Origin of the sequence: Streptomyces sp. NPDC102278 (genome assembly GCF_044766345.1) — a bacterium.
GTDB lineage: Bacteria > Actinomycetota > Actinomycetes > Streptomycetales > Streptomycetaceae > Streptomyces.
Window position 1 is genome coordinate 23060 of the sequence record NZ_JBIWLV010000010.1, and the last position, 20740, is coordinate 43799.

Annotated in this window: 19 protein-coding genes and 6 pseudogenes; 14 read left to right on the plus strand and 11 right to left on the minus strand. The window is 69.7% G+C overall.

The genetic code is table 11. The features are described from left to right. Positions 1-508: 508 nt before the first annotated feature. A pseudogene (locus ACIRO3_RS23290) lies at positions 509-840 on the plus strand (transposase); the annotation flags it as partial. On the opposite strand, the gene ACIRO3_RS23295 reads toward ACIRO3_RS23290, so the two are convergent. Beyond that, on the minus strand, positions 818-1567 hold the full coding sequence (locus ACIRO3_RS23295; RefSeq protein WP_404139701.1) for a hypothetical protein: 750 nt from the start codon (positions 1565-1567) through the stop codon (positions 818-820). The pseudogene ACIRO3_RS23290 and the gene ACIRO3_RS23295 overlap by 23 nt on opposite strands. A gap of 545 nt (positions 1568-2112) precedes the next feature. Further along, positions 2113-3015 carry a hypothetical protein gene (locus ACIRO3_RS23300; protein ID WP_404139704.1) on the minus strand — a complete coding sequence of 301 codons (903 nt, stop codon included), beginning with the start codon at positions 3013-3015 and terminating at the stop codon, positions 2113-2115. Between the two features lie 490 nt (positions 3016-3505). On the opposite strand from ACIRO3_RS23300, the gene ACIRO3_RS23305 reads away from it, so the two are divergent. The 6 genes and pseudogenes from ACIRO3_RS23305 to ACIRO3_RS23330 all read left to right on the plus strand — a co-directional run bounded on the left by ACIRO3_RS23305 (position 3506) and on the right by ACIRO3_RS23330 (position 8710). Continuing rightward, positions 3506-4735: an NAD(P)/FAD-dependent oxidoreductase gene (locus ACIRO3_RS23305; protein ID WP_404139707.1), complete on the plus strand. Its 1230-nt coding sequence runs from the start codon at positions 3506-3508 to the stop codon at positions 4733-4735. A gap of 18 nt (positions 4736-4753) precedes the next feature. Further along, entirely contained in the window at positions 4754-5698 is a 945-nt protein-coding gene (locus tag ACIRO3_RS23310) for a sigma-70 family RNA polymerase sigma factor (protein WP_404139710.1), read from the plus strand. Positions 5699-6399: 701 nt separating this feature from the next. Then, positions 6400-6615, plus strand: a complete 216-nt coding sequence (locus ACIRO3_RS23315) for a hypothetical protein (protein WP_267802321.1) — start codon at positions 6400-6402, stop codon at positions 6613-6615. 445 nt (positions 6616-7060) lie between these two features. Then, positions 7061-8061 (plus strand): annotated as a pseudogene (locus tag ACIRO3_RS23320) (IS110 family transposase). A gap of 35 nt (positions 8062-8096) precedes the next feature. Beyond that, positions 8097-8402, plus strand: a complete 306-nt coding sequence (locus tag ACIRO3_RS23325) for a hypothetical protein (protein ID WP_404139713.1) — start codon at positions 8097-8099, stop codon at positions 8400-8402. Then, positions 8399-8710: a hypothetical protein gene (locus tag ACIRO3_RS23330; RefSeq protein ID WP_404139716.1), complete on the plus strand. Its 312-nt coding sequence runs from the start codon at positions 8399-8401 to the stop codon at positions 8708-8710. Before ACIRO3_RS23325 ends, ACIRO3_RS23330 begins: the two co-directional genes overlap by 4 nt. 212 nt (positions 8711-8922) lie before the next feature. Here ACIRO3_RS23330 and ACIRO3_RS23335 read toward each other — a convergent pair whose 3' ends face one another. Beyond that, a complete protein-coding gene (locus ACIRO3_RS23335; RefSeq protein WP_404139719.1) occupies positions 8923-9360 on the minus strand; it encodes a hypothetical protein in 438 nt (145 codons plus the stop codon). A gap of 260 nt (positions 9361-9620) precedes the next feature. Between ACIRO3_RS23335 and ACIRO3_RS23340 the strand changes: the two are divergent. Further along, a pseudogene (locus tag ACIRO3_RS23340) lies at positions 9621-9877 on the plus strand (dihydropyrimidinase); the annotation flags it as partial. A 44-nt stretch (positions 9878-9921) separates the two neighbouring features. Here ACIRO3_RS23340 and ACIRO3_RS23345 read toward each other — a convergent pair. After that, on the minus strand, positions 9922-10203 hold the full coding sequence (locus ACIRO3_RS23345; RefSeq protein ID WP_404140308.1) for a hypothetical protein: 282 nt from the start codon (positions 10201-10203) through the stop codon (positions 9922-9924). Here ACIRO3_RS23345 and ACIRO3_RS23350 point away from each other — a divergent pair. After that, a pseudogene (locus ACIRO3_RS23350) lies at positions 10120-10468 on the plus strand (NAD-binding protein); the annotation flags it as partial. The gene ACIRO3_RS23345 and the pseudogene ACIRO3_RS23350 sit on opposite strands and share 84 nt — an antisense overlap. Here the strand turns inward: ACIRO3_RS23350 and ACIRO3_RS23355 are convergent. Next, positions 10438-10800 carry a helix-turn-helix domain-containing protein gene (locus ACIRO3_RS23355; protein WP_361784528.1) on the minus strand — a complete coding sequence of 121 codons (363 nt, stop codon included), beginning with the start codon at positions 10798-10800 and terminating at the stop codon, positions 10438-10440. The pseudogene ACIRO3_RS23350 and the gene ACIRO3_RS23355 overlap by 31 nt on opposite strands. A gap of 84 nt (positions 10801-10884) precedes the next feature. On the opposite strand from ACIRO3_RS23355, the gene ACIRO3_RS23360 reads away from it, so the two are divergent. After that, entirely contained in the window at positions 10885-11370 is a 486-nt protein-coding gene (locus ACIRO3_RS23360; RefSeq protein ID WP_404139722.1) for an NAD(P)-binding domain-containing protein, read from the plus strand. Positions 11371-11446: 76 nt separating this feature from the next. On the opposite strand, the pseudogene ACIRO3_RS23365 reads toward ACIRO3_RS23360, so the two are convergent. Both ACIRO3_RS23365 and ACIRO3_RS23370 read right to left on the minus strand, forming a co-directional pair. Beyond that, a pseudogene (locus ACIRO3_RS23365) lies at positions 11447-11688 on the minus strand (dienelactone hydrolase family protein); the annotation flags it as partial. 160 nt (positions 11689-11848) lie between these two features. After that, entirely contained in the window at positions 11849-12124 is a 276-nt protein-coding gene (locus ACIRO3_RS23370; protein WP_404139724.1) for an alpha-amylase, read from the minus strand. Between the two features lie 441 nt (positions 12125-12565). Here ACIRO3_RS23370 and ACIRO3_RS23375 point away from each other — a divergent pair, with 441 nt between their 5' ends. Then, a complete protein-coding gene (locus ACIRO3_RS23375; protein ID WP_404139727.1) occupies positions 12566-13102 on the plus strand; it encodes a TspO/MBR family protein in 537 nt (178 codons plus the stop codon). Here ACIRO3_RS23375 and ACIRO3_RS23380 read toward each other — a convergent pair. Then, positions 13039-14280: a UTRA domain-containing protein gene (locus ACIRO3_RS23380; RefSeq protein WP_404139730.1), complete on the minus strand. Its 1242-nt coding sequence runs from the start codon at positions 14278-14280 to the stop codon at positions 13039-13041. The genes ACIRO3_RS23375 and ACIRO3_RS23380 overlap by 64 nt on opposite strands. Positions 14281-14297: 17 nt before the next feature. On the opposite strand from ACIRO3_RS23380, the gene ACIRO3_RS23385 reads away from it, so the two are divergent. Continuing rightward, positions 14298-14822 (plus strand): hypothetical protein, encoded by a 525-nt coding sequence (locus tag ACIRO3_RS23385; protein WP_404139732.1) that lies wholly within the window; start codon positions 14298-14300, stop codon positions 14820-14822. Between the two features lie 192 nt (positions 14823-15014). On the opposite strand, the pseudogene ACIRO3_RS23390 reads toward ACIRO3_RS23385, so the two are convergent. From ACIRO3_RS23390 to ACIRO3_RS23400, 3 genes and pseudogenes are all read right to left on the minus strand, one after another. Next, positions 15015-15185 (minus strand): annotated as a pseudogene (locus ACIRO3_RS23390) (transposase); the annotation flags it as partial. Between the two features lie 776 nt (positions 15186-15961). Beyond that, the gene (locus ACIRO3_RS23395) at positions 15962-16699 is read right to left on the minus strand and encodes a response regulator (RefSeq protein WP_404139735.1); all 738 of its coding nucleotides are present in this window, start codon (positions 16697-16699) and stop codon (positions 15962-15964) included. Then, positions 16696-17535 carry a sensor histidine kinase gene (locus ACIRO3_RS23400; RefSeq protein ID WP_404139738.1) on the minus strand — a complete coding sequence of 280 codons (840 nt, stop codon included), beginning with the start codon at positions 17533-17535 and terminating at the stop codon, positions 16696-16698. The genes ACIRO3_RS23395 and ACIRO3_RS23400 overlap by 4 nt, the downstream gene beginning before the upstream one ends. A gap of 115 nt (positions 17536-17650) precedes the next feature. Between ACIRO3_RS23400 and ACIRO3_RS23405 the strand changes: the two genes are divergently transcribed. Both ACIRO3_RS23405 and ACIRO3_RS23410 read left to right on the plus strand, forming a co-directional pair. Beyond that, positions 17651-18361 (plus strand): ABC transporter ATP-binding protein, encoded by a 711-nt coding sequence (locus ACIRO3_RS23405; RefSeq protein ID WP_404139741.1) that lies wholly within the window; start codon positions 17651-17653, stop codon positions 18359-18361. Continuing rightward, on the plus strand, positions 18358-20667 hold the full coding sequence (locus tag ACIRO3_RS23410) for an FtsX-like permease family protein (RefSeq protein ID WP_404139744.1): 2310 nt from the start codon (positions 18358-18360) through the stop codon (positions 20665-20667). The genes ACIRO3_RS23405 and ACIRO3_RS23410 overlap by 4 nt, the downstream gene beginning before the upstream one ends. Positions 20668-20740 lie beyond the last annotated feature (73 nt).

Sequence of the window (20740 nt, forward strand, 5' to 3'; positions counted from 1 at the left end):
GCTCTTCACGGACAGCGCCGGCCCTCGCCCCTCGATCCACTCGGCTGCCGAAGAGGGGGACTGGCTCGCCAGGGCGGACGCCCCGGGCGTGACTCCTGTGTCCGGGGCGGACCGGTCCGGTTGCGCTGAGGCTCCGCATGCAGCCAGAAGCCCGCCGCATGCCACGGAAAGGCCGCCTCGCACCCACCGGTTCCGACGTATGTGCCCATCGTTTCCCATAAGTCCCCCTACTACCGGGGCGCTCTCCCGACCACCCCTCTTGATCTTGGAACACACACTAGCGAAGCGGCCGGTCGCGCTTACCCCTGCGTGGGAACAGGTGGACGCTCCACACGCGCAGTCGTACCTGACCGTGCACATTCGGATGTACGCCGACACCGCACCGTGCAGTCCATGACCGGGCGTCCGTAGCCACGCGGACGATGCGCACTGGCGCGGTGGTGCGCATCCACCCGGTGCGCCTCCACTCGGTGGGTGTTGCGCACCGGTGCGGCCGGCGGTGCGAGCTGCCTCGGCGCCGAAGTCGGCCCAGCCGGCGGCGAAGAAGGCCCCGCAGGACATCTACAACGCCGAGGACCGCGGACACTCCGAACGGGCCATCAAGACCTTCGTCAAGCTCTACGGGGCGAAGTTCCCCAAGGCCGTCAAGAAGATCACCGACGACCGGGACGAGCTGCTGGCCTTCTACGGCTACCCGGCCGACACTGGATCCACCTGCGGACCACCAACCCCATCGAATCGACCTTCGCCACCGTCCGGCTGCGGACCAAGGTCACCAAAGGCGCCGGCTACCGCGCCGCCGCCCTCGCAATGGTCTTCAAACTCGACGTCCAGGCGCAGCCGCTTGAGGCGCAGGGGGTGGCGGTAGGCGCCGCCTCGGTCGATGGAGGTCTCCGCGACCAACTCCGGGCGGACCAGGGTCGTGTCCAGGGTGTCGCGTGAGCCCCAGGTGGAGGCGAACCGCACTCCCGTCCACGGATGTCCTGGGGCGGCGGGCGCCAGGTGTTCGGCGACGAGGCGGGACGCGTCGGGGCGTAGGGGGACGGTGCGGCCGATGCTGTGGAAGCAGCCAGCCCGGTCGTGGCGGCCGAGGACCAGGAGCTGTGGGCGGGTGAGGGTGTCGGTGATGGCGCCGATGATCGCTTCGGTGGTGTCGCGTCGTCTGATCTTGATCCAGGCGCGCGCCGGGCAGGTAGCGCTGACTCGTCCGCTTGACGACCAGGCCCTCCATCCCTGACACGTCGGTCCAGTCCTCCAACCACTCCCGCGCCTTCACCGGATCCGTGGCCATCGGACACAGCGTCCACGGGGCCGTCAGTCCCCGGGCCGTGAAGTTGACTTCCATGCGCCGGCGGCGCTCCCGGTACGGCAACGCGAGCAACTCGACGCCTTCGGCCTGGAGGATGTCGAACGCCACGAAGTAGGCCGGTGTCCGGGCGGCCTGGGCGGGGGCGGCGGCCCGGCGTTGCAGCGCCTCGAAGCTGAGCCGGCCCGCCTCCGGGTCCCAGACGAGCAACTCGCCGTCGAGGACCAGGCCGTCCGGCAACTGCTCCTCCGCCGCCGCCACGAGGTCGGGGAACCGGTCCTGGGCGAGCGCCTGGGCGGGCCTGGATCAGCACCCGCCCGCCCGGCCCGGCCGAGGTGAACAAGATCGCCCGGTGACCGTCGAACTTCTGTCATGCGCTGTTGAACAGTCCGTGGGTACTGTCCACACCCATGTCGATCACGGACTGCCAGGTCCACTTCGCCCTCCGCGATGTGCCTTGGCCTCGGTGGCCACGCCGCTGATCCCCGGGCTGCCGCTACCTCGCTGTGGCGGCGTTGCAAAGAGGCGAGGTCGCCGAGGGCCGAGCCGTGCCTGTCGGCGTCGTCCTGCAGGGACGCGTGCAGGCGGCGTGCCCGGATCGCCTGCCCGAGGTCTCCCAGGGCTTCGAGCTCGTGGGCGATGCCGCCGAGCAGGACCACATCGCGCGGGCCCGTACCGTCGAGGATGCGTATGAGTGCGGCGCGGGCCAGTTCGGTCCGCCCCTGGCGGCGGGCCAGCGCCGTCCAGGTGAGGTCGTACGCCTCGTGGGGATCCCGGCCGTAGTCCGACCAGTCGATGTCGGCCGCTCACTGGGCGAGCGCTCCTGGGCAATCAGGGAAACCGTCGAGCAGGAAGTGGACATCGGGGTCGGCCTCCCGCAGGGCCCGCAGCATCGCGTGGTCCTCCGCCATGCCGTGCAGGCCGACCAGGACCGCGGCGAGGCGGAGCTCCGGGGTGTTGCCGCGGTCGGCCGCCTCCTGCCGCAGGAGTGCGCGCAGGAGCTGAGGGTCCCCCGGCTGCCGGTCGTACTGGGCCGCGCGCAGGGCGGTGGCCCGCCGGACCGGATCGTTCGCGATCGTGTTCCAACAGTCCTGGTCTGCCCGCATCCGGACCAGATCGGCCCGACCGGGAGCGAGTACCGCCTGCCAGAGCGGCGGACGCGGAAGCCGGTCCAGCGATTCGTACGCGCAGCCTTCGTCCGCGTTCACCAGGAGGAACTCGGGCTCGGTCCGCAGGAGGCATTCCTGGAGCCGGCGCAGCAGTTCCCGTCTGGGGACCCTGCGCAGACCCAGCGCACTGAGCAGCGTGCTGCGATCGGCGTCCAGCCCAGGGCCGTAGGAGTTCCGGATCTCGTCTTCGGTCCGTGCGAAGACATCCTGCAACTCCTCGTCATCGGCTTCGGGGTCGAGGTCGGTGTAGTCGTGCCAGCCCGGCAGACCGATGACGATCTCCAAAGCCTCGTCCAAGCCGGCGCCGATGAGGCCCGCTCCGCCCTCGGAACTCGCGTACAGCACGGGCCCATCGGCGCACAGGAAGAAGGTCCCACCAGTGTCGTCGCCCGCCACGGCCCTCAGCGGCGCCCCGCTCGCCAGCCGGACCTCTTCCACGTGCTCGGCCCCGTCAAGATCGAAGTCGAAGGCGCCCGCGGCCAGCCTCACCAGATCGGGATCCCGGCGCAGGACGGTGAGTACGTGGTCGGGGTGTGTCATGGCCGGACCGTAACAACCGCCGCTGCACCGGATGGGGCACGGTCTCCGCAGCGGAGGGTCTACTCAGCAAGTCCGGCCGGATACCGGACACCACGAAACCCTGTCCATAACTTCTGCTCATACACCAGTCCGCCCAGGTGTGGCGCCATCGCGGGTCTGGGTGAAACGCGCTGACAGGCCCTCAATGAGGATGCATACGGCCCGGACGGCCATCGCGCTCGCCCCTGGCCTCGCACTGGTCGTCTACGCGACCGGCACCCTCCCGCATTGCCCTGGCCGCCGTCCATCTGAAGCTCCAGGTCCTGCACCGCGCCGAACTCATGGCCAGTGCCGTCGTCGCCGCAACACCGACATACGCGGGGCGATCACCTTTTACTCTGTGGCTCACGCCTTTCACCCTGTGGCTCACGTCACATCTGGTTCCTGTCAGGAATCGGGGGGCTGTCCCGCTCAAGTCGCCGAGAGCCCAGCGAACCGACAGGAGCATCACATGAAGCACCGCATCGTCGTCCTCGGCGCCGGCTACGCCGGGACCTACGTGGCCGGGAACCTGGCCCGCCGACTTTCCCCGGCCGACACCGAGATCACCATGGTCAACGCCGAGCCGGACTTCGTCGAGCGGCTGCGGCTCCACCAGGTCGCGGCCGGCCAGGAGATCGAGAACCGTAAGCTCGCCGACATCTTCGCCGGCACGGGGATAAGACTGCGCCTGGCCCGTGTCACCACCGTCGACCCCGAGCGCCGGGTCATCACCGTGGCCGGCGCTGATGGCGGCACCGACGAGCTCGGCTACGACACACTGCTCTACTCGCTCGGCAGCCACGGTGACGACCGCGGCGTCCTGGGAGTGGCCGAGCACGCCTACGATGTCGCGGCCCGGCCCTCGGCCCTGCGCCTGCGCGAGCGCTTGGACGGCCTGCGGGAAGGCGGGAACGTGGTGGTGGTCGGCTATGGCTTGACCGGCATCGAGACCGCGACTGAGATCGCCGAATCCCGTCCCGGCCTGTCCGTGACGCTGGTCGCCCGCGGCGAGTTGGGCGCCCAGCTCTCCGCCGGAGCCCGCGGCCACCTGCGTCTGGCCTGCGACCGGCTGGGCATCACCGTCCGGGAGCACACCAGCGTCGAAGCCGTCGAAGGAACTCGGGTCCTGTGCACCGACGGCACCGCCCTGCCGTCCGACGCGACGGTGTGGGCGGCAGGGTTCGCGGTCAACCCGATCGCGGGCGCCGCCGGGTTGGAGGTCACCGCGGACGGCCGGATCCTCGTGGACCGCACCATGCGCTCGCTCTCCCACTCCAACGTCTACGCCGCCGGCGACAGCGTCTACGCCGTCGGCGACAACGGCCGGCCGCTGCCGATGTCCTGCGCCACGGCCGGCTACACCGGCATGCAGGCCATGAAGGCCATCGTGGGACGCCTCACCGGCAGCAAGATCGGACACGTCAAGCTGGACTACCCGGGCAACCACATCAGCCTGGGGCGCCACGACGGGATCCTGCAGATGGTCGACCACGAGGCCCAGGCGAAGCCGAAGTACATGGGCGGCCGCAAGGCCGCGCGGATCAAGGCGGGCATCCTCAAGATGTCGCTGTGGACAAACTCGCACCCGACCTTCTGCATGCCCAAGCGCAAGCGCCACCTGGCCAACGCGCCGCAGTCTTCCGCCGCCAACACGGTCCCGTACGCGCTGGATGACCCGGCCGGCAAGGCGGTCGCGTAGCCGCCTAGGGTGATCCGCATGGACACCGTCAGTTTCGGCACCAGTCGGTTCGAGGCCAGCCGGACCCGGCTGGCCTCGCTCGCGTACCGTCTGCTCGGCTCGGGCGCCGATGCCGAGGACGTCGTGCAGGACGCGTTCCTGCGCTGGCAGGCCGCCGACCGGGAACGGATCGACGTGCCGGAAGCGTGGCTGACCAAGGTCGTCACCAACCTGTGCCTCGACCGGCTCCGTTCGGCACAGGCGCGCCACGAGCGAACAGCCGGCGCCTGGCTGCCCGAACCGCTCCTGGAGGGTGATCCGATGCTCGGCCCTGCTGACACCTTCGAGCAGCGCGAATCGGTGTCCTTGGCCGTACTGACGCTGATGGAGCGCCTCTCGCCGGTCGAGCGGGCCGTCTACGTCCTGCGCGAGGCCTTCTCCTACAGCCACGCCGAGATGGCCCAGATCCTCGACATCACAGAGTCCGCCAGCCAGCAGCACGTCCACCGGGCCAGGACCCGGGTCGCCGACGAGCGCCGCCGCAGCGGCGAGGCCGACCCCGCGTCGGCACGCCGGATCGTCGAGGAATTCCTCGCCGCCGCCGCGTCCGGGCGCACCGAGCGGCTGGTGGCGCTACTCACCGACGACGTGATGGCACTCTCGGACGGCAACGGCCTGGCCAAGCGGCTCGTGAAGTACACGACACCCGAGCAGGTTGCCTCGTACGTGCGGGCCGGCTTCAAGCCGACGCCGGCGAAGCGGCGGCTGGCAGGCGGCGCGCCCACCTTCCACTTCGCGCTGGTCAACGGCTCCCCGGCCGTCCTCGCCGTAGTCGACCACCGGGTCGTGGGCGCCGTGGCGTTCGAAGTCCGTGACGGGAAGGTCGCGTCCCTGCGCGGCATCGGCGCAGCGGTCCGGCTCGGGCGCATCAACGAAGCCTGGAGCCGCCACGAACCGGACGCGCCGGTCCTCGCCACATGGTGACCGGATCGGCTGACCAGGCTCGCCTACGAGTCAGGCCCAGTCCCGGCCCGGTCGCACCACCGCGGCGACACCGTCCCGGGGCGCCGGCGGGTACTTCAGCCAGGCCATGAACAGGCCCAGATCTCGGCTTGATTTCGTCGCGCAGGATGGCGGGGCATCCCAGTTCGGCCGCGAGCGCCCATGCGAGGGGTGGGCTTCCCGGGCCTGCTGCCTGCGCGGTGACGTAGGCGTAGCCGGGCACTCCATCCCGGCCGACGCCGAAATGCGGCAGGCCAGGCTGTACCGAACCTGCCGGAGCCGGCAGTTCGGATGGTGGCTCCGACAGCACAGAACACCCAGACGCGCCCCCAACTCCCCATCAATCGAAGCAATCCAAGGCAATCAGCCCGGGCAGCTCGCCTCCGAGTAGCCCGAATCGATAGATCAAGCCACCTGCTTGATTTAGCCCTTGCGCGCCAACCTGGCGGACCGTAAATTTTTACGGCCGCCGGGTTCTGCCTGGCCGCCAGGTTTTGCTCGGCAGTAAGAGAACCACGGAGCAAGGAATGAGCCGGCACAAAATGTGCCGCTGACTCGCAGACGCGGGCCAGCGGGCATTCATCGCTTGGTCGCACCTCCACAGCGAGGGGCACCGCCCAGGGAGACCTATGCCCTCGGCCGGATACCAAGCGAGCCCGCTCGCGCTTCGAGGAGATCTCACCTTGTTCGACCGCCTTGCTGACGTACTCACCCAGGCCAAGACGCTCCGGCTCGTCATCGACTTCTTCACCGTCGTCGTCCGCATCATCCCCGCTCTGCTCGTGGTGATCGCGCTCGTCCCCTCCTTCGCCTCCTTCGGCTTCCTCTCCCCCGGCCCTCGGCGCTCCCTGCTGGAGATCGTGGACCGCCTCAGGAAGTGGACCCTGGCCCAGCACTAGCGCCCGACCCCCGGGCCGGGCACCCTCCCGGCCCGGGGGCGCACATCTCCCCGGCCCTGCACAGGCATCGCCCCACTACAGGATCATGGAGGGGTGGCGCGGGGCCCAGCGAGACCTTCATGGGCGGCCGACCCGCCCGGGCGCAGCGTGCAGCGATCACGCAACGCCGAGCCGACGCGATCGACTTGAAGCTCGCCGCATCGACTGGCTGACGATCGGCCGGAAGCTCGCCGCCACCCGTCGATCAACAGCGACGATGTCGTCTACCCGCAGGGGTACGGGATTGAGGCATACCGCAAGGGACTTGAGCCCCCCATTACCGTCTTCAGCGGCTCCGCGATGGGGCCTCCGGCCTTCGGGTCCGGCATGACTTCCCCCCCTCGTTGCGGTTGATGATCCGGGGGGGGGTGGTGTCACCGGGCCCGGAGCCATCGACGAACCGCTGATGAGGGGCTTGAGCACCGGCTTCACCCGAGCCGGAAGAGCTCTCCGTAACGTGGGTGTGGCAGCTCGGTACCGAGGCAAGGCCGGACGAAGGCGTGAGCGGAGGGGCCTGCACGTGATCGACACCGGCGACATCGACGTCTTCCTCGGCCTGGACGTCGGCAAGGGCGAACACCACGCCACCGCTGTCACCCCGGCCGGCAATAAGGCCTTCGACAAGCGACTACCCAACACCGAACCCAAGCTCCGCGGGCTGTCGCCAAGCTGAAGGCCAAGCACGGAACGGTGCCGGTCGTCGTCGATCAGCCGGCCTCGATCGGCGCCCTGCCGCCGGCGGTCGCGAGGGACATGGGCTGCCCGGTCACCTACCTGCCAGGGCTGACGATGCGACGGATCGCCGACCTCTACCCCGGGGAGGCCAAGACGGACGCGAAGGACGTCTTCATCATCGCGGACGCTGCCCGCGCCATGCCCCACACGCTGCGCGCGATCGACGGCGAGGACGAGACCATCGCCGAGCTGGAGATGATCGTCGGGTTCGACGACGACCTGGCCGGCGAGGCCACCAGGGTCGCAAACCAGCTGCACGGCCTGCTGACCCAGATCCATCCTTCGCTGGAGCGCGTGCTGGGGCCGCGGTTGCAACATTTGGCCGTCCTGGCCTTGCTGGAGCGGTTCGGGTCACCGGCCCAGATCCGCAGGTCCGGCAGGCGACGGCTGGCCACGCTGCTTCAGTCCACAGCCGCTCGAACTCCTCTGCGGAGATCTCGGCCGCCTGCGGCTGGTCCTGCCAGCCGTCCATGGGACCTTCGGCGAGAACGCCGTACTGCCGTTCATAACGGAACATCGCCGCGAGATCGGCATGATCACGCAAGCGCAGCACCTCCTCCAACGAGGCCGCCGTCACCGGCTGCGAGTCCTGCCCTCGGACCGCAACCTGTCGTCGCTCCTGGAGCCTCCACGGACTATCGTGGCGAGGGTCGACCGCAGGAGGAGACGTGACAACCGCCCCCGGGCGCCCTCACGGGGTGCCCCCGATGCCCGAGCGCAGCATTCCCGCTCTTCGTGCCGCGATCGCCGCGCACGCCCCTGAGCTCTTGGCCGATTTCGAGGCGAACTGGCGGGCGAAGATCGGCGACACTTATGACATCAGCGCGGCTCCGGCCTTCCTGGCCCGGTGGTGGGGCGAGTACGCCCTGGCCCGCGACCCGGACCTGGACCGGCACGTGCGAGACCTGGAAGAGCGGGCCGCCCAGTCGGCAGACCCGGACAAGGCCATGGCCTTCCTGGAAGAAGCAGCACAGATCCACAACCGAGTGAGTCGGCTCGGGCCCGGCGAGTGACCGACGAGCTCACCGGCCCGCCATGGGCCACCGACTGGACCAAGAGTGCCTCCGAATACCGCGACAGCCTCCCCACCACCGTCCAAGAGCAGATCATCGACGCGGTCACCGAGCTGAAGTGCTCCCGCCACCCCTACCGTGACGATCACCTCGACACGACGAAGGTCAGCATCGAACCCGTCCGCTCCACCCAACCCCGCGGGGCGCCCCTCCTCTACTTCGACAACGGGCGCGGATGGCTCAGGTACGTCTTCACCCCACGCTCAGCCGATCCCCAGATCGTCATCGAGACCCTCTTCTGGCAGTAGGCCCGCCGGCACCCGCGGCAGCGCAGTCGCCCGCCAACCGCGTCAAACCAGTCGGCGCCGCCCGCTCACACGAGCGCGAGGGATTGGGACTGCTCTCACGCCCTTCGGGATGCCGAAGCCGGCCTTGTCCCTGAGCCACCGAACCAGCGGCCCGCCCCGCTCCGTCGCGGCGGCGAGCTCAGTGCCGCACGGCTCCTCGCTCATTCACCCCGTCAGTAGGTGGGGCAGATGATGGTGTGGGTGACAGCCAGGATTCGTGCGGCCTTGGTCAGGCCGTGGCCGTCGGGATGGGACGGGCTGGTCCAGCGCTTGTTGGTCTGCTCCGTCTGCTTGACCGGGTCCTTCGGGTGGTCCTTGACCATGCCGCAGGTGTCGATGCCGCGGCTGATGGCCTTGTCATCCTTGGCGTGAACGATGTCCTTGTCGATGGCGTTGAGTCCGTCGAGGAAGGCCTGCCTCTGACTGCCCTTCGGCTCCGGGGGCAGGCCTGCAGCCGCTCGGACCGCATCGCGATCGGCCTGCCGCCCCGCTGTCGAGGGCGAGCTGGTGGGCTTGTCATCCGCCTTGGGCCCCGTGGTGACAGCCTCGGCGCAGCCGCTGAGGGTAATGAGCGAGACGACGAGCAGTGCTGTGATGGCGTGTGTGCGCATTGCGCCACTCTGTCGGGATGTTGGGCCGTCAGGTGAACTTGTGACCCACCCGTGACTGCGCGAAAGTCTCTGCGGTGCACGGCGCCTGGCACCCGGAACCGAAGTTGCGGCGCTACTGACCCACCGCGTTGCCTCAGCATGTCGGTTGGACCGAACCGTCGGCCGACTCGCCCTCGTCCCCTTCGGCAACAACGGCTCCGGTGCCGCCCGCTGCTCGTCCGTGGGATCTCCCCGACCCATGAACCGTGATCGTTCACAGCGGGCGTGTCTACAGCGACGACGGGCAGATCCTGCGCGCCATGCAGCGGGCCTCCGGCAACGGCGGCCTGATCATGATGCAGGGCGGGAACGGCATCGCCATCGACCTCCTCGTCGACCAGGCCCTGGCGCGCGGGGAGACCGATCCCCGCCACCACGGCGAGGTCCTCAATATGTTGCTGGAGGCCGAGGCCACCCACCGGGCCGGCCGGCCGCCCGGGTGGCCGGCTCGCCGCCGTGCGTGGTGCACGTGCCGGCGCGTACGGACAGCACTTCATCCCGGCGGTCAGGGAACGGCTGACGTCACCGACTCCATAGCCGGCCCCTGCGTTCCGTCAGGGCCAGGGAGATCGAGACCAGGAGGTCGCGGTCCTCGGCCTCCGCCGAGCGCATGGCGGCCACCACGAGGTGGTTCTGTTCGTTCTCGGGCGTCGCCTTGCGGGCGCGGTCATCGGCCGCCGCCTCGAACATGGCGGCGAGGCCGGCGGCCACGGCTTCGCGCTCCGTGGCCCCGTCCTCCTTTCTCTCCTGGGCGACGTCACCGAGGAAGGAGTGTTGGAGAGCGCCCGCATCCACAGGGCACACGCCCTGTCGGCCTTGACGAGCTCGGATACGACCAACCTCGAAGCCACTCTGTACCCGCTCGATCAGTTCCGTTGTGCGTGTGTCCCTGCGCCTGTACGACGATGATTTCGCGACCGCTGTGCACCGCACTCTGCGTGCCGCTCGCCCCGAGGCCCTCACCCGCAGTCGAGCCGCGCATTCCTCCAGCCACGCGGCGGCCCCGCACCAGCCGTCGGGCGGCCGGCGGGCAGGCCCTCAACCGTGCGGGGCCCCGGCCGCCTCGAGGCCCTCGCGGCGCATCCGTTCACCGCCCCACACACCGAGCGCCCCGAGCGCCTGGTTGAGCGTGCGCCCGTGCTCGGTCAGGGAGTACTCCACCCGCGGCGGCACCTCGGCGTAGACCTTCCGGTGCACGAGTTGGTCCTCCTCCATCTCGCGCAGGTGCTGGGTCAGCATCTTCTCGCTCACTCCGGGCAGGCCCCGCCGGAGCGCGGCGAAGCGGCGTACGCCATGGGCGTGGAGCTCCCACAGGATCAGTCCCTTCCACTTGCCGCTCACCACGTCGAGCGCGGCGTCGATGCCGCAGATGTACGGCCCACGCCTCGGCGCCTTGGACATCACTGATCCCCCTTACTTAAAGGTAAGTACCCCAGGAAATAGTGGGTACTTCCGAGACTAGAGGTGCTCGCCGAGCATGGAGGGGTGAACGAACAACAGCACCACACCACCAGCCCGAACAGCGCCGTCACCGTCATCGGGCTCGGCCCCATGGGCCAGGCGATCACCCGCACCCTCCTCACCGCAGGCCACCCCGTCACCGTCTGGAACCGGACCGCCGGCCGGGCCGCCGGCGTCGTCGCCGACGGGGCGACGCTCGCGGCGACACCGCGCGAGGCGGCCGGGGAAGCGCTGCCGGAACTGCTCGCCTCCGCCGACTCGATCGGCGCCATCCTCAGGGCCGCAGAGGAGACCCCGGGCGCCGCGTTGGACGCCGACGAGCATCCCGGCGACCTCAGCACGGTCACCATGATGGGTGCGACGGCCGACCACATCGTCGAGACCAGCGCCGCACTCGGCCTCGACCTCGCTCTCCCGCTGGCCGTGCAGGCCCACTACCGGCACGCGATCGGGAACGGACACGGCGGTGACAACTGGACTCGCATCATCGACGGCATCCGGAACGCCTGAAGCATCGGTGGCTTGAGTCGAGGAAAGGGCCAGTGCGCGACGCCGACCAGGCCTGGCACCAGCATGCTTGCCTGGGTCATGCCCCCAGGTCCTTCCTCACGGGCAGGCACTCGGCGAGCAGGTCGATGACGTCGCGCCAGGCTCGCTGCGCGTGCCGTGGGTGGTAGCCGACGCCGGGGACCGTGGGGTGGTCGACCGGCGGGTGGTGGAAGGCGTGCAAGGCGCCGCCGTAGACCGCGAGGCGCCAGTCGACGCCCGCAGCCTGCATCTCGGCGGCGAACGCGTTCCGCGCGCGGGCGGCATGATCGGGTCCCGTCCTTGTGCCAGTCCAGGAACTGCACCCCGTCCCCGAACACGCCGCTGGCGGCGCGGTGACTGATCACGGGGGTACGGCGGTGTCACCCGACTGACCGAAGCGCTCGTCGACGCCTTCCGTGAGGACCTCTCAGGCGCTCGTCCGGCCCGTAACCTATGGGGCTCAGGAGCTGTCAGCGGTAACGAAGGCGGGATCGCACGTCCGCAGCCCCGTGACGTAGTTGCCTCCCGTCCCGTAGCCGGAGAAGGTCGCCCAGCCGCCGGGTTCGATCAGGCGGCACGGGGCCCACTGGCCATTTGTGTACTCGACCGTGACGGATGCGGTGTCGCCGCAGCCGTTGTGGACGTCGGTGTAGCGCCAGCTCTGGAAGTACTCCACGCACTCCGGAGCCGGCGAGCTGGTGGTCGCCAAAGCGGCCGGGGCGGTAGCCAGGGGCATCAAGAGACCCGCTGCGGTCACGGTGGCCAGAACGAGGGGACGTAATACGCGTGTCATCCGGTTTGCCATGTCCCGCATCCTCGACTCACCATGTGCATCGATGCAAGTTTCTGAAAAGGTTTTCAGTCAAGATCCTTTTCTGTGCAACTTAAGCAGCTCAGAGGTAACTTGGCGGATTCGAGGACCTTGCAGCCCCAGGGGCCGGACCGCCGACGATTCCCGCAGTCTTGCGGCAGCGGCCTTCGTCCGGGCACGAACTGAGGGCCGGTAGGGCTGCGTCATCCCCTTGAACACCATGCCTTCGAGACCGGATACGTCCGTCCAGGGTCAGCGCCGACCGGTGACCATCCGGGTCGCGTGCGCCGGACCGACGAAGGAGGAGAATTTCAACAGATGGGACGGGTAGGAGGGTCACGTCAAACAGCGAGGGGAGTACGCGTGATGGCCCATCCGACCGGTGACGGACAAGAGTCACGCAGCTCTTGTGAACGCCATGAGCCACGTGCGCCGCATCGGGCAGGCGCCTGGTCGCTGCTTGGGCTGCTGGCCGTCTGCTACGCGGTGGCCGGTCTCGGCGCGTGGGCCTCGGCCGACGCAGGGTCGGTGTACGCGTCCCTGGTTCGGCCTGGCTGGGCTCCGCCCGGTTGGCTTTTCGGTCCGGTGTGGACCGTCCTGTACGCCTCGATCGCCGTCGCCGCCTGGCTCGTGCTGCGCCGTCCTGCCGGATCCACACGGACGGCCATGACTTGGTGGTCCGTCCAGCTCGCCCTCAACCTCGCCTGGACACCGCTCTTCTTCGCGGCGGGCCAGTACGGCCTCGCCTTCCTCGACATCTGCCTGCTGCTGACTGCCCTGGCGCTCACGCTGACGTCCTTCACCCGCCACCGCAAGAGCGCCGCCCTGATGCTCGTCCCCTACGCAGCGTGGGTCGCCTTCGCCACGGTGCTGAACCTCTCGATCTGGCTGTCCAACACCTGAGAGGACCGCGAGGGAGAGGGCCGAGCCGGTGAATACCTCGCCTGCCGGCGGCCGGAGGCCGAGGCCGGACTCGGACCGGATCGCATCCCAGCCCTCCTTTGCGGCCCATCGATCACCGGGTGACACCGGCCGGGGATCCTGGAGGTATGGCCCGACGTCGGGTGCGTGCCTCCTGCGGAGCTGCGCTGCCGCCGAGGACGGCCTGGCGTCGGTACTGCGGTGCATCTGCCGGGCCCAGGCCTACCGGAACCGGCAGATCGCCGAACGGATCTGGGGACCTGGGCTCCTGCTCGGCGAGGCGACGACGACCGGCGACCGGCGACCGGCGACCGGCGACCTTTCCCCAGCCGGCTACGCCACACCCCCTGCCAAGGGCCGGCCGCACCCACCACGCGAAGTGCATCAAGGACGCGTCCACCACGACCGCGCACCACACGCTCGACACACAAAACCGGCACCCCCTCCCCCATACCGAACTCAGCCGCCTCCGCTGTCGTCGGCATCCTCACGGTGACCTTCTCACCAGCGAACCCGGGAACCGGCCCATCAGAGGTCATCGCGCCCAGCACACCGCCAACCAGCTTCCCCGGCTGGTCCAGCCCACAGGCTTCAACCACATCCACCGGATAGAAGGCCTCCTGTACCTGCACGACATCCCCGTCGATCAGGGCATGCCTGCCACGACGGACCACGAGCATGCCGGGCTCCAGCCCCAGCAGCGCGGCAATATCGGCAGGGGCGGCGATGCGCTCCAGAGCCAGGGAAACCACGCTGCCGCCCACACCCGCACTCACACCCACACCGGCCGCCGGCCACCGCTGTCTCCCACGGACCCATATCGCCACCAGGCCGCAGCACAGCGCCTTACTGGCCAGGGGAACACGAACACGGCCGCGACTGCGCACCACCGTCCCCACCCGCGGCTTCCGCACCACCAGACCGCGCTCGACCAGATCCCGGTAAGACCGCTCCACAGACGGCTTTGACTCACGATCGCGCCGCCCGCATGTCGACCGCCGCCGGACTGCGGTCGACAGCGTCCCGGGGCGGCAGGACGATGGAAGGAACACGGGGCACCCGCCAGTGGCCGGCACTTGCGGCCCGGAGCCGCGTAGGAGTCCCGACACGCGGGAGCGGCCCTCTTCGCACACGTTCCCGCGCTCCCGACTCGGGCCCATCCTGGAAGGAACGCACCATGCGCAGCTACCGAATCCGGTGCCTGATGGCGGCTCCTCCCTTGATCGTCTCCTCGCTCGCCATCGGGCCGGCCGCGTTCGCACGAACCATTCCGGACGCTGTTCCCGCGGCGTCCTGCCAGGTCGTACCGAACACCGTGATGCCCGGAACGGTCGCATTCGACCTCCGCGGCTTCAGCGGCGATGTTGTGATCACGAACACGGCCACCGGGAAATCCGACAAGGTCAATGTGTTCAACAGCAACCGTTTGCTCTATACCGGCGGCCAGCCGACAGGCGACTACACGGTGACGCCGGCCGGGGGCCAGCCCGTCCCTTGCACCGGAAGCGGAGGTGCAGGCGAAGCCGACCAGGAGAAGGCACAGGAGCAATACCGGGCGGGTTTCCAGCAGGGACTCAGGGACACCCTGGCCACCTGCGAGAAGAACCCGCCGAAGAACCTCGCCCCGGACCCGAACTGGCAGTCCGGCTACGACAAGGGCGCCGAGACCGCGATCAACAGCAAGCGCTGCACCGACAACTGAACGGCCCCGCAGCGCCACCAAGGGCAAGTGTCGGAGCGCCAGCGAGCCTCGCACCCGCCCAGGGGAACGCCGCGCCAGGGCGGGGAGCCCTGAGGGGCCCGGCGCCCCGGGCGGAAGAAGAGCGCATTGAGCACCACGAACGTCCAGCGCCGTGGCACGGTCCTTGTCAGCGTCACCGGTGAGGCTCTGCCGGGCACCGAAGCAGGGAGGCAGGTCCCGCCAGGGGAGACCGGTCCGCTGCCGGAACAGAATCCCATTGATCACACGAAGGTGGCATTGCCGGCGTCCACCCCGCCCGCGATTCACCGGCAAGTGCGGCTCCAGCCGAGCCCACTCCTCATCCGAAAGATCTCCCCGCCCCATGTCCCACGGAACGACTGCCCAGCGGGAGCGTCACACGACCCATCGGACAGCCCCTGGCCTGCGGCGTCGGCCTGGACCACAGGTTCAGGCCGACACTGCCTGATGGCTTTGCTTTGAGTCAGCGGGGGCTGACGCTGAAGCGCTGGGCAAGGCCCGCCGGTCGTTTGGATGACGATGATTACCCCGCCTTCACGACGTCGCCCTCCGGGGCATGGAGTGCCTGGCAGTCGAGGTCCACGGGTGCCCCAACCGGCGCGAAGGCGAACCGGCGGCCCGCTCACCCCACACCGCGCACGAGATCGGGGCGCATCGCGGCGACGGCGCCGGACACTGGCGCGCTCCTGGAAGACGGAAGCAGCCCCAAGCCGGGCCATGGTGCGTCACCGGTGAGCCAGGAACGGCTGTCGAGGGGGCGGGGCAGTCGGGTTCGAGAGCGCGTTGGTAGTCGGTGATGAACGTGTCTGGGCCCGTCGTCTGGCGGTGGTTCGCCGACCCGTCAGCGCGGGACGCGTATCCGGCCGGGGAACACGAGCAGTACTGCCGGCTACGGGAAGCGCGTTCGGCCCTGAGGCGGGCGCAACGTTCGCGGGCTGCAGGCGCGGACCGCGTCGCGGACGGCCGGGGCGGTTGCCAAAACCTCTGTGCCAGAACCCGTTCTCGTGAACAAGGCCACCATGACATTCCGCATCCGCGCACGCCGGCTAGTCAGCCTCTGTGCAATCCGGATGCTCTGGAACCCTCTGCTGTTTCGAGGGAGCAAAGGACGTTGATGCAGTTCATCGAGTGTTGCCTGAGGGCGGTCCGCTGCTGGTGTCGCCCGGTGCGACGAGTCCGGTTTCGTAGGCGAGGACGACGGCCTGGGCGCGGTCGCGCAGGTTCAGCTTGGCGAAGATCCGGGCGACGTGGGTCTTCACGGTCGCTTCACTGAGCGTGAGGTGCCGGGCGAGTTCGGCGTTGGACAGCCCCCGGCCCATGAGTGTGAGCACTTCGTGTTCGCGTGGCGTCAGGGCGGCAAGGTCGCGGTGGACGGCGGGAATCGTGGTGCCGGTGCGGGGCCCCGGTTCGGCTGCCGGGGAGCCAACGGCGAAGCGTTCCACGAGGCGGCGGGTGATCGTGGGTGCGAGGAGGGCGTCGCCGGTGTCGACGAGGCGTACGGCGGAGGCCAGGTGCGCGGGGGTGACGTCCTTGAGGAGGAAGCCGCTGGCTCCGGCAGCGAGGGCGGCGTAGACGTACGAGTCGAGGTCGAAGGTGGTCAGCATGATCACCCGGCAGTCCGGGGCCTGGGCAAGGACGCGGCGGGTGGCCTCCAGGCCGTCCATGTTCGGCATGCGGATGTCCATCAACACGACGTCGGGCCGCAGTTCCCGTACAGCGATGACGGCCTCGACCCCGTCGGAGGCTTCGCCCACCACGTCGATGCCGCGGGCGGTGAGGATCATGCGGAACCCGGTGCGCAACAGTTCCTGGTCATCGGCGATCACCACACGCGGGGCGGGTGCGGTGGGCGTGGTCACGGGCGGTCCAGGGGGATGCGGGCGCGGACGCGGTAGCCGCCGCCGAGGCGACGACGGGCGTCGAGGTCGCCGCCGTAGACGGACACCCGTTCGCGCAGACCGAGCAGTCCGCGTCCGGCGCCGTCCGCTCGTTTCTTGGCCGGCTCCGTCGGGGCGGGCGCCGTGCCCGACAGCACGCTCGGGCCGCTGTTGAGCACCTCGACGCGCAGGGAGTTGTCCGCGTAGCGCACCGTCACTTCGGCCTTCGCTCCGTCGCCGTGCTTGAGGGCATTGGTCAGGGCCTCCTGGACGATCCGGTAGGCGGTGACGTCGATCCCGGTCGGCAGCCGGCGCGGTTCGCCGGAGATCCGCACCTCGACGGGCAGCCCGGCGAAGGCGATCTTGTCGATGAGCGGGGTGAGCCGGCTCAGGCTGGGCTGCGGCGACAGGTCCACGTCGTAGGGCTCGTCCTCGCCGTCCTGTGCGGGGGCGAGGAGGCCGAGCAGGTGACGCAGCTCGGTCATGGTGGTGCGTCCGGCGCTCTCCACGGCGCTCATCGCGGCCGCCGCCGCCTCGGGCAGGGTCGTCAGCACCTCGCGGGCGGCGCCTGCCTGGACCACCATGACGCTCACGTTGTGGCTGACGATGTCATGCAACTCGGCTGCTATCCGCGCCCGTTCGGCACCGATGGCGGCCTGCGTCGCGCTCTCGCGCTCGCGTTCCAGCAGCCAGCCGCGTTCCTCGATGGCCTTGCGGTACTTACGCCGCTCCCGCGCCGCGGTCGCGTACAGCCACCCTGCAACGCCAACTGCCGCCACCAGGGCGATGAGCAGCCCGATCGTCCACGATTCCCCCACGCGATCATCTTCGCAGGCTGAGGCCGCGGCTTCGTACATCGCCAGGATGACCCGCGCGAACGGATACATACGGGGGCCGATGTTGCGCACCCGCCACCGGCCTAGATTTCGGGGCATGAGAAACGATCACGATGGTGCCCGGCCGACGGTGGTGCGGCTGGACGGCGTACACAAGGAGTTCGGCGACGCGAAGGCCCTGGACGGGCTGTCGCTGGAGATCCGGGCGGGCGAGGCGGTCGCGGTGATGGGCCCCTCCGGCTGCGGCAAGTCCACCCTGCTCAACATGGTGGCCGGTCTGGACCGGCCGACGTCGGGCACGGTCGAGGTACAGGGCCACGACTTGGGCGGGCTGAACGAGACGGGCCTGGCGCTGTTCCGGCGGCGGAACGTAGGCATGATCTTCCAGTTCTTCAACCTCATCGACGACCTGCCCGTCCTGGACAACGTGGCGCTGGCCGCGCAGCTGACCGGCGCCCCGGCCAAGCAGGCGCGCCGCCGGGCCTTGGAGCTGCTGGACGAACTGGGCGTCGCCTCACGCCGCAACAACTACCCTGCGACGCTCAGCGGCGGCGAGCGCCAACGCGTCGCCGTCGCGCGGGCATTGATGAACCGTCCGGCCCTGCTCCTCGCGGACGAGCCGACCGGCGCACTGGACAGCCGGGCGGGCGAGCAGGTGATGGACCTGCTGATCGATCTGAACCAGATCGGCCAGACCCTGTTGATCGTCACCCATGACCCGCAGCTGGCCACCCGCTGCGCCAGCCGGCTGGTGGAGGTCGCCGATGGCCGCGTCGCCCGCGAGAGCACGCTGGAGGTGTCCGCATGAGGGCCGTGTGGAGAGCCTCGCGCGCGGCGGTCAAGCGCCGCCGGGTCCAGACCTTTGTGATCGGGCTGGTGGTGCTCTGCTCCACCATGACCGTCCTGCTGGCGCTGTCCCTGCTGACCGCCGCCTCCAGCCCTTTCGACAAGGCGTACGCCGAACAGCGCGGCGCGCACACTGCGGCGTCCTTCGACACCACGAAGGTCACCCCCGAGCAGTTGGCAGGGACCGCGAAGCGGCCGGGGGTGGAGGCCGCCGCCGGGCCGTTCGGCCAGGCCGTCGTCGACATCCCCACGAATTGGCTGTGGATGGCGGGCGGCTCCCTCACCGTGGTGGGCCGGGCCGACCCGGGGGGCGCGGTGGACCGGATCGATCTGCTGGAGGGCCACTGGGCCACCGCACCCGGCGAGATCGTCGTCAACTGGTCGGCCCAGGGCTCTCCCGGTACCGAGTACCTCGGTACGGAGCTGAAGACGCCCGGCGGAGCGACGCTGACCGTCGTCGGATTCGCCACCAGTATGAGCAAGTCGGCGAGCGCCTGGGTCTCACCCGCCCAGATGACCCAACTGCACCCCACCTCAGGCCAGATGCTCTACCGCTTCACCGACTCCTCGACCGAAGCCCAGCTGAGAGCCTCGCTTTCGCGGGCCACCACAGGGCTCCCCGAGGAGGCCCTCACCGGCGCGCAGACCCACCTCGTCCTCAAGCAGGCCTTCTCCGCGCTGGCCGACTCCTACCTCCCGTTCATGACCCTCTTCGGCATCCTCGGGCTCATGGTCTCCGTCCTGATCGTCGGCAATGTGGTCAGCGGGGCGGTCGTCTCCGGATACCGGCACATCGGGGTCCTCAAGGCCCTGGGCTTCACCCCCAACCAGGTCGTCGCCGTGTACCTGACGATGCTTTCCATACCGGCTGTGGCGGGCTGCGTCCTGGGCACCTTGGCCGGCAACGCACTGGCCGGGCCGATCATGAAGGTCGCCTTCACCGGCATCGAGGTCGGCCGGGCCACGGTCGGCGAGGTCAGCCCTTGGCTGTCCGTCGTCTGCCTGGTGGGCATGCCCGCCCTGGTCCTCCTCGCCGCTCTGGTGCCGGCCCTGCGGGCGCACCGGCTGCCCGCCGCCCGGGCCATCAGCGCCGGCGGCGCACCGAGGACCGGGCGCGGGCTGCGCGTCCAGCGACTGCTCGGCTCCACCCGGCTGCCGCGCCCGGTCAGCCTGGGCCTGGGCCAGCCCTTCGCCCGCCCCGCCCGCACCCTGCTGACCCTGGCGGCCATCGTCCTCGGCGTCACCACGGTCACCCTGTCGACCGGACTGACCAGCACCCTGGTGGCGTACGGCAACATCGGCAAGGAGGACGGCGGCGCCCGCATCCAGGTCACCACCGGCGGATCCGCCGACGACCGTACGGCACCCCGCCTCAGTGACCAGGAGATCGAGGCACGGCTGAGCGCCCTGCCGGGTGCCCGGGGGGTACGGGCCCGCGCACTGTCCCAGGCGAACATGACCGGCCAGAACCAGTCCGTCTTCGCCGATTTCTACCGCGGCGACAACTCCGTGTACGAGCACAGCATCGTCCGGGGCCGGGCCCCGCACGCCGTCGGCGAGATCGTGGCCGGCCCCGCCTTCCTCACCCAGCGCGGCCTGGAGATCGGCGACCGGACCACTCTCGAACTGAACGGCAGGAAGATCCCCGCTACCGTCGTGGGCCAGGTCATCGAGGGCAACGCCCGCGCCCTGGAGTCCACATGGGAGACCCTGACCCGGCTCGCCCCGGACACACATGCCACCGAGTACACGGTCCGTCTCGCCCCGGGCGCCGACGCCCGCGCCTACGCGGAGGCGGCCGGGAAACTCGACCCGGCCCTGCACGCGTCCGTACTGGACCCCGGCAGCGCGGGTACCGCCACCGTCATCGCCTTCTCCACCGTGTTCACCGTGCTGCTGACCCTCGTCGCCTCGCTGGGCGTCTTCAACACCGTCCTCCTCAACACCCGCGAACGGCGCCGGGATCTGGGCATGCTCAAGTCCATCGGAATGACGCCCCGGCAGGTCATCCTGATGACGGTGACCTCGGTCGCCGGACTCGGCGCGATCGGTGCAGTGCTCGGGATCCCGCTTGGAATCGTGGCCCATCGCCTCGTCGTGGACCACATCGGCGTGATCGACTTCCCCGCCTACATGAAGGACGTCTGGCACGCCCCACAACTTGCCGCGATGTTCCTGGCGGGCGTGACGATCGCCGTCCTCGGCGCCCTCGTCCCTGCCCGGGCAGCGGCCCGCACCACCATCGCGACGGTGCTGCACACCGAGTAGCCCAGCACCTCGAAGCAATCACGACGAGGCACCCTGGTCCAGAGTCACCCCGACCACAGTGCGTCACACAGTC

Coding starts and splice junctions, on each gene's coding strand:
- ACIRO3_RS23335 (WP_404139719.1), bottom strand. CDS start 9,360: ATGCGCACACACGCCATCACAGCACTGCTCGTCGTCTCGCTCATTACC.
- ACIRO3_RS23385 (WP_404139732.1), top strand. CDS start 14,298: ATGCGCAGCTACCGAATCCGGTGCCTGATGGCGGCTCCTCCCTTGATC.
- ACIRO3_RS23300 (WP_404139704.1), bottom strand. CDS start 3,015: ATGACACACCCCGACCACGTACTCACCGTCCTGCGCCGGGATCCCGAT.
- ACIRO3_RS23305 (WP_404139707.1), top strand. CDS start 3,506: ATGAAGCACCGCATCGTCGTCCTCGGCGCCGGCTACGCCGGGACCTAC.
- ACIRO3_RS23405 (WP_404139741.1), top strand. CDS start 17,651: ATGAGAAACGATCACGATGGTGCCCGGCCGACGGTGGTGCGGCTGGAC.
- ACIRO3_RS23380 (WP_404139730.1), bottom strand. CDS start 14,280: ATGGGCCCGAGTCGGGAGCGCGGGAACGTGTGCGAAGAGGGCCGCTCC.
- ACIRO3_RS23355 (WP_361784528.1), bottom strand. CDS start 10,800: ATGTCCAAGGCGCCGAGGCGTGGGCCGTACATCTGCGGCATCGACGCC.
- ACIRO3_RS23370 (WP_404139724.1), bottom strand. CDS start 12,124: ATGCCCCTGGCTACCGCCCCGGCCGCTTTGGCGACCACCAGCTCGCCG.
- ACIRO3_RS23325 (WP_404139713.1), top strand. CDS start 8,097: ATGCCCGAGCGCAGCATTCCCGCTCTTCGTGCCGCGATCGCCGCGCAC.
- ACIRO3_RS23310 (WP_404139710.1), top strand. CDS start 4,754: ATGGACACCGTCAGTTTCGGCACCAGTCGGTTCGAGGCCAGCCGGACC.
- ACIRO3_RS23410 (WP_404139744.1), top strand. CDS start 18,358: ATGAGGGCCGTGTGGAGAGCCTCGCGCGCGGCGGTCAAGCGCCGCCGG.
- ACIRO3_RS23375 (WP_404139727.1), top strand. CDS start 12,566: ATGGCCCATCCGACCGGTGACGGACAAGAGTCACGCAGCTCTTGTGAA.